The organism is Desulfonatronovibrio magnus (genome assembly GCF_000934755.1).
Lineage (GTDB): Bacteria > Desulfobacterota > Desulfovibrionia > Desulfovibrionales > Desulfonatronovibrionaceae > Desulfonatronovibrio > Desulfonatronovibrio magnus.
In genome coordinates this window covers 55,738-68,327 of the sequence record NZ_KN882175.1, presented here as the reverse complement: position 1 = coordinate 68,327, position 12,590 = coordinate 55,738, and the positions used below count along the sequence as shown (strand labels likewise).

The window sequence follows — 12,590 nt, the reverse complement described above, 5'->3', positions numbered from 1 at the left end:
ATTCATCTGCATCAACAGTGAGACGTTGGAAACATAAGTTGATGCTCAAGTGGGTCTGGAGTGCCTGGCTCCTGCTTACCTGATAAAAGGGGTAAACTACTATAAATCATTTTATGTGCACTCCTGCCTGAATTCCTCAAGGTACCTCTGATACGTCCAATTCCCAATCTGGTCAATATTAAAATTTTTGACCCGGTTCCAGATCATTTTTTTACTTGAGTTGATTGTTCCATAACTTACAAACTCAATTCCCAGTGACTGATCTTTTTCAGCAGGATCCTCATGCTTGTATTTTATCCTTGCCTTAAGCCATAAATCTTGTTTTTTGCCTGTACTTGGCTCAAGTAAAACCATCCATATTATGAAGGGATGATTTTTTTTCCAGTTTATTCCCAGTTCCTGGATTAATTCGGCATTGATCTCTTTTCTCAGTCCACCGGCAGATATGTTTACAACCCTTACTTTTCCTGAGTTTATACACTTAGCTGTGATCAGAGGGGGATACAGGCACTTTTGATTTGAGTTGGATGATTCCTTGATAAATTTATCTTCTTCCCATATGGAAAATCCAAGAAGCAATCGAATATCCATACCAATGCGCATGCTTTTTCTGCGTTGTCCAATTGTCATGTTCATGGGAAAACTTAACAAAAGACTGGTTTGGCCTGATATGTCTGAAGTAAATTTTAATATTTTAGACTCAAAGTTAAAAAATACTTCCTTGCGTGATCCCTTCATGTCAACAACTCTGAAGTAACAGGTAACTGTCAGGCCTTTCCACTTTGGACTGAAATTTTTGTTTACAAGCTCAAACTTGAGATTGTTATCATCAAAGTCCACGAGATAGCCGCCAAGATCTCCTACACTTGTAGTTTCCTTGGGCAATACAATGATGAACCTGGAACGCTGATCCATGGAAGCGTTAAGAAAAGTTCTGATTTTTTCTGCAGAATTGATCATAGGCTGAGTTTCTATAATGCTATTTGTTAGTTTGAGAGTGAAAAAGTTGTCAGCTGGTTGGTTTTTAAAAAAATGTGATTTGTACCTAACTTAGAATAGCAATAATACTTAAATTATTTATGCATTAATTGCAAGTCAAAGCTAAGTAGAATTTTTTTGTGGCTGTTTAGCGCCTTGAATGTCCAGGATTATAGTTGTTTAGAAGCTCCTCACCCTGGCGGCCCGGGACCGAACGTGTGAGTAGCTTATACCCCTCGTTCCCAGGCTCCAGCCTGGGGACGTCTTACTCTTGCGGCTCCAGCCGCTTCTTCATACCAAAGCCTGGATTCCGGCTTTCGCCGGAATGACGGTAAAGAGTAAAAACTTGCTTTAACCGTCACCACGGACTTGATCCGGGGTCCAGTTTTTTTTGAAGTTACTTGGAAGCTCCTCACCCGGAGGGACCGGGACCGAACCTTCGAGTAACTGAAAATGAGTCTCCTCTATGGACATTGGGACAGTCCCCGCGAGGTACTATAAAAAAGATTGATGCTGCATTGGTTCCTGGAAGAAATTTGCTTAAATGGAAAAATTTACACAGCGAGGGACAGTCCCTGTGCCAGGCGCAAAGCTCTCATCTTTGACGGAAATTTTCTGGCAAATGTTCATGTATCATAGGCAAAAATCGTAAAAATATGAAAATTATAAACGTCTGATTTTATTAGCAAAACGACTATAGTTGCTTGTAAGCTTCTCACCCGGGCGGCCCGGGACCGAACGTGTGAGTAGCTTATACCCCTCGTTCCCAGGCTCCAGCCTGGGGACGTCTTACTCTTGCGGCTCCAGCCGCTTCTTTGAAATGTGGCTTAAGCCACAAAAAAAGAGGTAATAACCTCAACACGTTTGAGATTGCCGCGCTCGAAGACTCGCTCGCAATGACACCTGAGCTGTCAGGGATGTGGTTGCTGAAAATTTGTCACCAAGAGTGAGCCTAAGCGACCGAAGCAATCTGTATGGTAAAACCATAATGCCCTGATGTTATTACATATACGATTGTATTTACTTGTACTAAAAGCAAAGTATACGCATGCTGATTCGCAACTATCCGATCTGATTCATGATATTGCCTGAGTATCTGAGCAGGAGATCCACAAGAATTTCTTCTAAGGACAAGGTAGGGGTTTGCCTTCTGGCTTCAACAGCCTGGTCAAGAAGGTCTGCCTGTGATTCGAGAGAAGCTGATTGAAATTCAAGGCTGGACTTGCGACTGGAATAGAGGTCCTGTGTAAGCGTGATATCCCCCAGCAGGTCGCTGACCAGTTCAAGTTGACTTTCTACGTTTTTTGTTTTCCAATCACCTCTGTCACTATCATCCAGTTCTGATTCATCTAGTTCATCCCATTGCATGGAGTCCAGGTCCCTGAACGTAATGTTGAATCCATTATCCCTTCCTGGAAGACCCTTGATAAAAATATTGCCATCATCGTCTATCTGTTCAGTGCCTGGCCATTGGCTTCCGTCCAGCAATGGAATGCTGTTATATGTGGTTGATTCAATAATGCTTGTGAGCCGGTTTTTCAGGGATTTGTAATCTTCCTTATTGGCATCAGAGGTTTCAAAAGTACCGTCAGGATCGCCATTATCTTGATTTTCCTCATCGTCATAATACAGATCTCTTTCTTCCTTGATTTTTTTAAGAAGCTCTTCCATTTCTTCCAGAACGGTTTTCATGGTACTCACTGCCTCAGAGGCTACACCCATAACCTGTGCTGCTTCCTGAACATTGGCCGCATTTCTGCGGATGGCCCTGCTGTCTGAGCGCAATTGCCCAGTAATGGCTTCATCAAAGGGATTGGTCAAAGGTTGAACAGGCGGTCGGCCAATCATCATTTCCCGCAGGTTGGCACCTACGCTGGAGCCACGAAAATAGGCATTCATGAGCATATCCTGCTGCCATAGATGATTGTGCGTATTGAAAATAAGATATCTTTCCAGATCGTTTAATGCCATAGTATATACTCCTTATTCTGTTATCGGATTATCTACCGCATTACTTTAGTAACTTACTCCTGAAATCCTGTCATAAAAATACAAGAAAAACAGCCTTAGCGCGAGATTGCTTTGCTTGGCTCGCAACAAGGATTGCCGCGCTCGCCCCAGTTGAATGGCTGCGCCTACACTGCGTGAATTCAATGAGGTAATAAGACTCGCTCGCAATGACACCTGAGGTGTCAGGGATGTAGTTGCTCAAAACCTGTCACCAACAAGTGAGCCTATTCGACCGAAGCAATCTATATGGTAAAGCCATAATAACCTGATTTTATTATCAAAACGATTCCAGTTACTTGAAAGCTCCTCACCCGGGCGGCCCGGGACCGAACCTGCGAGTAACTATAGGATACTGTCACTTTTCTGGAAATTGGGACAGTCCCCGCGAGGTACTTTAAAAAAGATTGATGCTGCATTGGTTCCTGGAAGAGATTTTCTTTGATGACAAAATTTACACAGCGAGGGACAGTCCCCCTCCGGGCTGTAAGCCTCCGGGCAGGAAGCTGTGCCAGGCACAAAGTTCCCATCTTTGACGGAACTTTGCTGGCAAATGTGCATGAATCATAAGCAAAAATCATAAAAATGTGAAAATTGTAACCATTTGAATTTATTATCAAAACGATTCCAGTTACTTGAAAGAGCAGTGATGCCCAAGCCCCCTATTCTTCCGCCTTCCGCCTTCAGCCTTTAACGCTGTAGGCGCAGCCCACATTAGTGGTAACCATCCAAAATAATTCAGTTTTTGACTGTGAATTCAAACACGCACTAATCATTAGATCTTCAAAAAACATGCTTGCAGGGCATGGATAAAATAAATAGAGTGAACAGGTAGAAAACACTGCAGTGCTTGCCAAGACTGGCACCCCCACAAGTCATATCATAAACAGGAGATAATGTATGGCCTTAGATTGTGACTCAGTATTTAAGTATAAAGAAATAAGTAGAGATATTCTTCTTACCGTTCAAAGCGCAGTAATCATTACTGACCCTGAAGGTAATATACTGGATGCCAACTCCAAGGTCAGAGACGTTTTTGGCTATACTGTTGATGGTCTTACCGGCAAAAGCATGTCAATACTTTTTACTCCCGAAGATCAGAACTTTCTGTACCCGAATCTTCTTTACCTTGCCAATCAATGTCAGGTTTATGACGACGAGATTATGCTTTTAAGGCGCAACCAGGTTCGTTTTTTTGCAGATATGCGTATGACCTCATGCCGGGATTCTCAGACAGCAATGAATATTTTTTCCATAATCGACATTGATAAGACCAAAAAAATGGAAAAGGTTTTTAATCAAATCAATTATGAGGATCTGGTAAAACTGGCTAATGGAGTGGCCCATGAAATCAGAAATCCCTTAGTGGGCATCGGTGGATTTCTTAGAAAGCTTTACAAGTCATGTGTTGCCTCGGTTGAAGACGAAGAGTATTACAATCTTATCAATTCTAATCTCAAAAAGATTGAGAGCATAGTGGAAAAAGTTGAGTTTTTTGCAGGTATGCCTGACCCTGTCATGCGCAAAGTCAACATCACTGACATTACAGATGGTGTTTATCAGGAATTGGCTTCTCAAATCAAGAGTGGAGGCTGTGCTTTAGAGTTGGATGTCGAGCCTTTTGAATTTATGGCTGACCCTGAATTTCTTATTAGAGCTTTGCGAATTCTTGTGGAAAATGCCATTGAATCCTGTTCAGGCATTCCTCGGATAACTATCAAGGCCTATGCGCAGGACAATGTCTGCAGGATCAGCGTTAGCGACAGTGGACGCGGCATAGCAGCCAATGTTCTTCCTTATGTTTTTCACCCCTTTTTCAGTACCAAGCCGGATGGAGCAGGTATTGATCTATCCATCCTTAAACGCATTGTAGAAAATCACCAGGGAAAGGTGCATGTAGAATCGCGTGAAGGTGAATGGACCTGCTTTTATATCGAAATCCCTCATGAACGCCGCAAAAAGATCAGAACCAACCTTCTGGGCGATGTTCAACAGGATCCAGAAAAAGGTCTGTCCTGATTTCCAGCAATGAGACTGTATTTTAAAGTCATTTGTCGGTTTTGTCCCTGTCCGACAAGGTGGAGTGAGTCTAAATGAATAAATCTCCGGAAAAATTGAGCAGGGAAGTTTTGGACCAATGTGCTGATTGTGATCAATGCCGCGATACAATGCGGGATGTATGTCCTTTTTTTGCTGAGCTCTATGATTTGTATGACCAGGAACAACAGACTAAAGTTCAGGTGTCTTCTGCAAAATTGCGTTATTTGACTGATCAGTGCAATTTTTGTGGTCTTTGTCCCTGCTTAGATATTCGCGTTAAAACATTGCAGGCAAAAAGTTCATTTGTCAGCAGGGATGGAATGCCCGCCTTTATAAAAATACTGCAAGATGTAGAAAGTCTTGCAGCTTACCTGAGCCGAACGCCTCGGTGGGGCAACTCTTTACTGCAAAACAAGGCCGCCTCGTTTTTATTAAAAAAAATTGCAGGCATCCATACTCACAGAAGTCTGCCTGAAATTCCAGTCAGTAAATTTTCAACCTGGGCCAGGGATAATGGGATATGCAATAACAATGATCACATAGAGCCTGACCAGCTCAGGGTCGCCTATTTTGCCGGTTGCAATGCAAGGCACTTTTTTCCTGAAGTAGCCAAAGCAGTCGTGCATTTTTTGAAGAGAAATAATGTTGATGTCTTTTATCCCCCACAAAAATGCTGTTCCATGCCTACCTTGCTTGAGGGTGATGAGCCGTTATCAATAGAATTTGCAGGCTATAACCTTGACTCGCTTTATGATGCTGTAAAGTCCCGCCGCGATCTGATATTTTCCTGCCCAACCTGCGGATATCTATTCAAAAAGCTTTTAAGCCATAAGGCCTATTACTCGTCAGATTATCAGCAGGAGGCCGGGGCAGAAGATGGCCCTTATGTTCTTCATCCGGTGGAGCATGATTATGCAACACCGCGCCTGAGAAAGCATCATCGTCTGCATAAGTCCATGTATGCCAATATTCTTAAAGATGATGGACCTTTTTCTTCCCTGCCAGCTCTTAAAAGAATCCGCATCTCTGAATCTTCCCGGGATCTCGGGCAATATTTGACTGAGCTTTTGGATGCCGGACGATTGAGTACTGATTTTGTAAAAATGCCCGTCAAAGTGGCGTATTTTCCACCATGTCATGTTCGGGAACAGGGTGCGGGCATGCCTTACGTGAAGCTTTTAAAGCTTATTCCTGGCATAGAATTAAAAGTGCTGGATGATCCATATTTTTGTTGTGGCATGGCAGGGATAATGGGGTATAAAAAGGATTACCATCACAAATCCTTAGAAATGGCAGATCCTCTGTTTAGAAGTATCAAAGAAATTGCCCCTGATATTCTTTGTACAGACTGCTTGAGCTGCAGGTTGCAATTCAGCCATGCCCTGCCTTATCAGCAGGCCCATCCTTTGGAGTTGATGCAGTACTAATTTTTGGTAACTATTCACTATGCTGCAGGTGCGGATTGTTTTGCCCCTCGTTCTCAGACTGGAGCCTGGGAACGAGGGGTATAAGTTACTTGCAGGTTCGGTCCCGGGCCCCCAGGTGAAAAGCTTATAAATACCAGAGCCTGCATCTTTACAAACTATCAACTCAGGGATGATATCTTCTGAGAATGTTGTTGCCTTGCTATGGCTCCAATGCTCCAGATGATACGTTCGAATATACTGGTCAGCTCTAAGATGCGGTTACGTTCAGTATGGCTCAGGCTTGCTTCCTTGCTCAGGTAAGCCTTTCTGATGGATTGAAAGACTTGGCCCTTGTCCCTGGTCATTTCAATGATGCGTCCGGCATCATCGGGTTGGCTGGACTTTTCCGCTTCCATAAGAGTTTGGAGAAGAAAATCAAGGCTTTGCAGGAAAGTATCCTGGAATTTGTATTTTAATGACTGTGAAAGATCCTCATATTTCTGATTCAAGCTATAAAGAAGCTCTTCCAAGGATTCCATTTGCTTTTGTTTATCCTGCGTAATGAGCAATTGCTGTGTGCCGTCGCAAGATAAGTTCTGTCTTGCTGTTTCAGCAGCATGGCTGTTAATCTCCTTAGAAATATCCGAAAAAGATTTGTGGAGTACATCTGCACTGATATCCTTGTTTTTTTCCTGTCCAATCATAATGGCTGAATAATGGGTTAAGCGCTGCAGCATACTTTGCTGTTCTTTATGAATCAGGGCCATGGTGATTTCTGGAGTTGAAGGGATATCGTCTCTTATATATTCGGGTTGAGACCATTTTTCTTTAACAGTTTCCGGCCAGATATGCTCTATGAGCCTGAAGAAATGGTTAACTATCAATGATAGAAAAATTGCTCCACCAAAGTTGAATATCAGAAAAACCATGGCTGCCTGCTGCTCTATGGGAAATGGCAGGCTGACTACAAGAGAATATATCCCTGGAATGCCAGTTAAAAGTTCCAGGTAAAACAAGGGCACAAATACCATTGCAGCTGCAAAGTTAAAGAACACCTGAGACATTATGAGTTGCTTGGGTTTGCCTTTGATGCCTGCTGCCAGAAGCCAGCTGATCAAGCCAGAACCGAGGTTTGCTCCGTAAATGACCATGATGGTCTGTTCCATGGATATTATACCTGCTTGAGTCAGGGAGATGGCAAGAATAGAAACTGCTGTTGAGGATTGACTGATGGCTGTTAGAAGAGCACCGGCAATAAAGGATAACATGTAAGAGGATTGCCCCATTTCCAAAAATTGGGCAAAAAAAGGTGTTGTTGCAAGAGGAGCTGCGCCTGCGCGTAACATGATAAGACCGTAGAAAAGTAGAGCACCCCCAAAAAGGGCCTGGGAAATATTAATATGCCTGGCAGGCATTTTCATCGCAAAGGATATGCCGGCAAAACCAAGCAAAAACAGCACTACTAACTTGATATTCAGCACTGCCAGGACGATCATGATGCCTGTACCGGCATTGGCCCAGAAAATTATGAGCATTCCCCGCCGCACATGCAGCATCCCAGCCCCTACCATGCTGCCAATGATAAATGACAGTGCAGACATGGATTGACAGAAAAACCCTCCCCAGAAGCCAACAGCTGTAGCTTTGAGGTCCGTACCTACCCATTTTGCAAAATGCAGGCGAAAACTTCTGCCAGCCATAAGCTTTAAAGCTGTGCTGAGCAGGTAGAGGCCTACAAAAAAAACGCCAATGCCTCCAATGATATGCCCTAAAGCTTCCATAATGCGAATCAGTACATTATGCTGTGAGAAGTGATGGTTTCATATATTTTGCTGATGGCCTGGTTGACCTCCCGGCCAATGAGATCAAGCTTTGCGATTTTGTTTATCCAGATCAGATGTTTTTCCAGCTCTTCAGGTGTGAATATTTCCTGAAACAGGTTACACGCATGCACAAGGCTGATGAGTACAGCATCACGTGGAGAAGGAACTTCTTTATTGGCAATAATCTCCCGCAGACGGGAACGAACTTCCTTGACTTCCTCATCATCAATCAAGGGGTAGCGGCGAGTTTCAAACACCCAGAGGATTTTGCGGTTTTCAAGCTTGAGAATGTTGTTCTGCACCAGTTCTTCAAGTGTCTTTTCCTTGATATTTTCCATGTTCCAGGCCAGTTCATCCAGCCAGTACTCAGTGCTTTGCGGCTTATCGGATTCTTGCAGCCTTGCAAGTACCTTGTCCAGCAGTGGGCTTCCTGTAGGCTCTGAATTGACCACAGTCAGGTAATCCAGATCAGTGTCAATGCGGTCACAAAAGGCGAGCTCCATAAGTAAAGAACCAGCAAGTGCAAAACGCAGACTGTGAAAGGGCAGGGGTTTGATGGTGCCTTTTTTGTCATCCAAGGCAAGCAAAAGAATTTCCTGGGCAAAGGTCAGCATGGATTTTCTCCCTTATAGTCTATACAACAACGATATTTTTATGGATATTATTGGCCATTTTTGAGGCAGTTATCGCTGCTGGACAGGTTTGGATTGATAGAAATTGCTCTGACTTTGATATGCGCTCACATCGTTGTGATATGGTTAGATATCTTACTTGTCTGACCTTAGCAAGTATAACGTCATTCTTAGGCTGCAAATGATATCATCTGCAGCCTGAGAGATAATATTATTTGACTGTCTTTTTTACTTTTGTTAACTGGGCAGGAGTGTTCAATTTAAGCTTTCTAAAGGATAATTATTCACCACATATACTGCGTATGGCTATTCAAACACCCTTGATTTCTGCTCCTGGTTCAGAGGTTGTATTTTTGCATTTCGATTTGTCAGAAGTTAGCTGAGTGGTGAATAGTTACGTTGGATGATGATTTTACCGGCAGACACAACTAATGCTCACAGGGCCAGGTTTTATGCGAACAATTTTTGCTCTTGTAGATTGTAATAATTTTTACGTCTCCTGCGAGAGGGCCTTTGATCCAGGTTTAAATAGTATTCCGGTCGTTGTTTTATCCAATAATGACGGCTGTATTATTGCCCGTTCCAACGAGGCCAAGGCTTTGGGCATTGCCATGGGGGCACCGGCTTTCAAACACAAAGAGATGTTTAAAAGACATGGAGTTCAGGTTTTTTCTTCCAACTACTCCCTGTATGGAGATATGTCCGCCAGGGTGATGAACGCCCTTGGTCGTCTTGTGCCTGATGTAGAGGTTTACTCCATTGATGAAGCTTTTTTGCTCCTTAATAATCTGCCGGAAAATCCCCGTGAGTTCGCTTTGAACATATCCGAAAAAATATTCAAATGGACGGGCATACCTGTATCCATAGGTATCGGCGCTACTAAAACTTTGGCCAAGATTGCCAACCGTTTTGCCAAAAAGCACCCTGAGCATTCTGGTGTGCTGGATTTGATCAATAATCCAGATTTCGAAATGTACCTGCGTCAGACAGATATAGAAGATATCTGGGGTATTGGCCGCAAGTACAGCCTGCTGCTTAAAAGCTATGGCGTGCGTAATGCTCTGGATTTTATGGAGCAGTCCAGACACTGGGTGGAGTCCAAGATGACTGTAACCGGTTTGCAGACGCTGTTGGAGGTGCAGGGCATGCCATGTTTTAACTTAGAAAAGACTCCAGTTACCAATAAGAGCATTATCAGCTCCAGATCCTTTGGCAAAAGCGTTGAGTCACTTGAAGAACTTGAGGAGGCTCTGGCTTGTTATGTGTCCAGGGCAGCAGAAAAACTGAGAGCACAAGGTTCCATATGTTCCCTGCTGTCAGTGTTTGTACATACCAATCGTTTTCGGAAAGACCTGCCCCAGTATAAAAATCATCAGACAATGCGTATGCCTTATCCCACTGCCTATACCCCTGATCTGATCCGATACGCCCGTGATATATTGAAAAAAATTTACAAATTCGGATATAGTTACAAAAAAGCTGGGGTCATGCTTTCTGGTATAGAGTCAAGCAAACGTGTACAGCTTACCTTTTTCAGTCCCGGACCTGAAAGACGAAAGAAAGAAAAAAAGATCATGAAAACTATGGACATGATTAATGGCAAGTGGGGCAGCAATACCATTCACTATGCAGCTGCAGGTCTGGAAAAATCAGGATCATGGACCATGCAGCGCAGTATGCTTTCCCCAAGATATACCACCTGCTGGAAACAGGTTCCGGTGGTTCTGGCGAATTGATTGTCAGAGGTCAGAAGGCAGAGGTCAGAGATCAGGGGTCAGAAGTCAGGGGTCAGAGGGCAGGGGGCGGAGGTCAGAGGTCGGGGGGCAGAGATCAGGGGGGTGACTGTAAAATGAAAGCGGCCGATGGAATGTATCCAGCGGCCGCTTTTTAGATGTTTAACGTTTACACTTTAATGATCTACAGCTGCTCCTGCGCCGCGAGGAGTGCGCACGCTTTCAACAAGTTCCTGTATTTCCTGAGGTGGCTCTTTTGTGAACTTGGAAACAGTAATGGTCACAGCAAAGTTGATCAGCATACCTATGGTGCCTATGCCTTCAGCAGTGATGCCGAAGAACCAGGGGTCAACTCCGAAGAATCTGGTCTGCAGGATGTAAAACATGGTGAAACCAATACCTGTGATCATTCCGGCAATGGCGCCTTCACGATTGGCCCACTTAGTGAATATGCCCAGAATAATTATGGGGAAGAATGATGACGCTGCAAGGCCAAAGGCAAACGCCACCACTTGCGCCACAAATCCAGGCGGATTTATCCCGAGATAGCCCGCGCAAAGAACTCCTATGCCGACCATGATTCTTCCCACGAGCATTCGTTGTTTTTCTGTAGCCTGCCTGTTTATTATTCGGTAATACAAATCATGAGATACAGAGGATGAAATAACAATCAAAAGACCTGACGCCGTAGAAAGGGCGGCTGCCAGACCTCCGGCCGCCACCAGTCCTATAATCCATGGAGAAAGGTCAGCCATTTCCGGGCTGGCCAGAACAATGATATCACGGTCAATGTAAAGTTCGTTTGCATTATCAGTGGGTGCGTTGGTAACCAGTCTTTGTCCGAATTCTCCCCTTTCTCCGGAAAACTGGGGTGCTCCCTGGAAAGGTGCTCCATCCCTGTAACGGATTACACCGTCTCCACTTTTATCTACCCAGGCCACAAGACCTGTCTGCTCCCAGTTTGTAAACCAGGACGGTGCTTCTGCGTAAGGCGTGTTATTGAGTGTGTCAATCATGTTATACCTGGCAAATGCGGCCACAGTGGGTGCAGTGGTATAGAGAAGGGCTATGAAAAATAATGCATAGCCGGCACTGAGCCTTGCTGCCTTAACGCTTGGCACTGTGTAAAATCTGATGATAACATGGGGCAGACCTGCTGTACCAACCATAAGAGCCATGGTTATGCAGATGACTGAAAGCATGCCAATGTCGCCCGGCCCAAATGCTGAAGTATATTCTGAGAATCCAAGGTCTCTGTGTATTCCATCTAAGGCCTGAAGGATGTATTTACCAGCGCTGTCTCCTTCAATTATTGCAGATCCAAAACCAAGCTGTGGAATGGGATTACCGGTAATTTTCATGGATATGGCTGCGGCACAGATGATAAAGGCGACAATCAACACACAATACTGGGCAACCTGAGTATAAGTGATACCCTTCATGCCGCCGAGTGATGCGTAGAAAAATACAATGGCCATACCGATCATGACTCCGGTATTAACGTCAACTTCAAGAAAGCGACTGAAAACAATGCCAACACCGCGCATCTGTCCGGCAACATAAACAAGAGAGACAAATATCGCGCATACAAGGGCAACAACCCTGGCTGTGGAAGAATAATATCTGTCTCCCACAAAGTCAGGAACAGTAAATTTGCCAAACTTTCTTAAATAAGGCGCGAGAAGAAGAGCCAGCAAAACATATCCGCCGGTCCAGCCCATAAGGTAAACCGCGCCGCTGTATCCCATAAAAGAAATCAGTCCGGCCATGGAAATAAAGGATGCCGCACTCATCCAGTCAGCGGCAGTGGCCATGCCGTTGGCCAGAGGAGGAACACTTGCTCCCGCGATGTAAAATCCTTTGGTTTCTTTAACCCTGGAACGCCAGGCAATAAAAAGATAAAGTCCAAAAGTTAATATGACCCATGTATAGGTCCAAGCTAAAATTGACATAACGTATCCCTCCCCGAGA

8 protein-coding genes are annotated in these 12,590 nt (G+C 44.2%); 3 read left to right on the top strand and 5 right to left on the bottom strand.

The genetic code is table 11. From position 1 onward, the window contains the following. Window positions 1-111: 111 nt before the first annotated feature. Window positions 112-960, bottom strand: coding sequence for a PilZ domain-containing protein (locus LZ23_RS12285; protein WP_045214617.1), 849 nt, complete (start codon window positions 958-960; stop codon window positions 112-114). A 1,080-nt stretch (window positions 961-2,040) separates the two neighbouring features. Next, window positions 2,041-2,949: a hypothetical protein gene (locus tag LZ23_RS12280; protein ID WP_045214616.1), complete on the bottom strand. Its 909-nt coding sequence runs from the start codon at window positions 2,947-2,949 to the stop codon at window positions 2,041-2,043. Between the two features lie 936 nt (window positions 2,950-3,885). Between LZ23_RS12280 and LZ23_RS12270 the strand changes: the two genes are divergently transcribed. Both LZ23_RS12270 and LZ23_RS12265 read left to right on the top strand, forming a co-directional pair. Beyond that, window positions 3,886-5,004, top strand: coding sequence for a two-component system sensor histidine kinase NtrB (locus LZ23_RS12270; protein ID WP_045214613.1), 1,119 nt, complete (start codon window positions 3,886-3,888; stop codon window positions 5,002-5,004). A gap of 74 nt (window positions 5,005-5,078) precedes the next feature. Continuing rightward, window positions 5,079-6,452, top strand: coding sequence for a heterodisulfide reductase-related iron-sulfur binding cluster (locus LZ23_RS12265; protein WP_045214610.1), 1,374 nt, complete (start codon window positions 5,079-5,081; stop codon window positions 6,450-6,452). Between the two features lie 158 nt (window positions 6,453-6,610). Here LZ23_RS12265 and LZ23_RS12260 read toward each other — a convergent pair whose 3' ends face one another. Together LZ23_RS12260 and LZ23_RS12255 are read right to left on the bottom strand one after the other, a co-directional pair. Next, on the bottom strand, window positions 6,611-8,212 hold the full coding sequence (locus LZ23_RS12260; RefSeq protein ID WP_045214608.1) for a Na/Pi cotransporter family protein: 1,602 nt from the start codon (window positions 8,210-8,212) through the stop codon (window positions 6,611-6,613). Window positions 8,213-8,220: 8 nt separating this feature from the next. After that, on the bottom strand, window positions 8,221-8,868 hold the full coding sequence (locus LZ23_RS12255) for a GOLPH3/VPS74 family protein (protein WP_045214606.1): 648 nt from the start codon (window positions 8,866-8,868) through the stop codon (window positions 8,221-8,223). A 470-nt stretch (window positions 8,869-9,338) separates the two neighbouring features. Here LZ23_RS12255 and LZ23_RS12250 point away from each other — a divergent pair, with 470 nt between their 5' ends. After that, window positions 9,339-10,622, top strand: a complete 1,284-nt coding sequence (locus LZ23_RS12250) for a Y-family DNA polymerase (RefSeq protein ID WP_045215412.1) — start codon at window positions 9,339-9,341, stop codon at window positions 10,620-10,622. A 173-nt stretch (window positions 10,623-10,795) separates the two neighbouring features. On the opposite strand, the gene LZ23_RS12245 is transcribed toward LZ23_RS12250, so the two are convergent. Further along, window positions 10,796-12,571: a sodium:solute symporter family protein gene (locus tag LZ23_RS12245; RefSeq protein WP_045214604.1), complete on the bottom strand. Its 1,776-nt coding sequence runs from the start codon at window positions 12,569-12,571 to the stop codon at window positions 10,796-10,798. Window positions 12,572-12,590 lie beyond the last annotated feature (19 nt).

What these genes read in the sequence shown, in the direction of transcription:
- LZ23_RS12250 (WP_045215412.1), top strand. Translation starts at nt 9,339, where the DNA reads ATGCGAACAATTTTTGCTCTTGTAGATTGTAATAATTTTTACGTCTCC.
- LZ23_RS12260 (WP_045214608.1), bottom strand. Translation starts at nt 8,212, where the DNA reads ATGGAAGCTTTAGGGCATATCATTGGAGGCATTGGCGTTTTTTTTGTA.
- LZ23_RS12280 (WP_045214616.1), bottom strand. Translation starts at nt 2,949, where the DNA reads ATGGCATTAAACGATCTGGAAAGATATCTTATTTTCAATACGCACAAT.
- LZ23_RS12285 (WP_045214617.1), bottom strand. Translation starts at nt 960, where the DNA reads ATGATCAATTCTGCAGAAAAAATCAGAACTTTTCTTAACGCTTCCATG.
- LZ23_RS12245 (WP_045214604.1), bottom strand. Translation starts at nt 12,571, where the DNA reads ATGTCAATTTTAGCTTGGACCTATACATGGGTCATATTAACTTTTGGA.
- LZ23_RS12265 (WP_045214610.1), top strand. Translation starts at nt 5,079, where the DNA reads ATGAATAAATCTCCGGAAAAATTGAGCAGGGAAGTTTTGGACCAATGT.
- LZ23_RS12270 (WP_045214613.1), top strand. Translation starts at nt 3,886, where the DNA reads ATGGCCTTAGATTGTGACTCAGTATTTAAGTATAAAGAAATAAGTAGA.
- LZ23_RS12255 (WP_045214606.1), bottom strand. Translation starts at nt 8,868, where the DNA reads ATGCTGACCTTTGCCCAGGAAATTCTTTTGCTTGCCTTGGATGACAAA.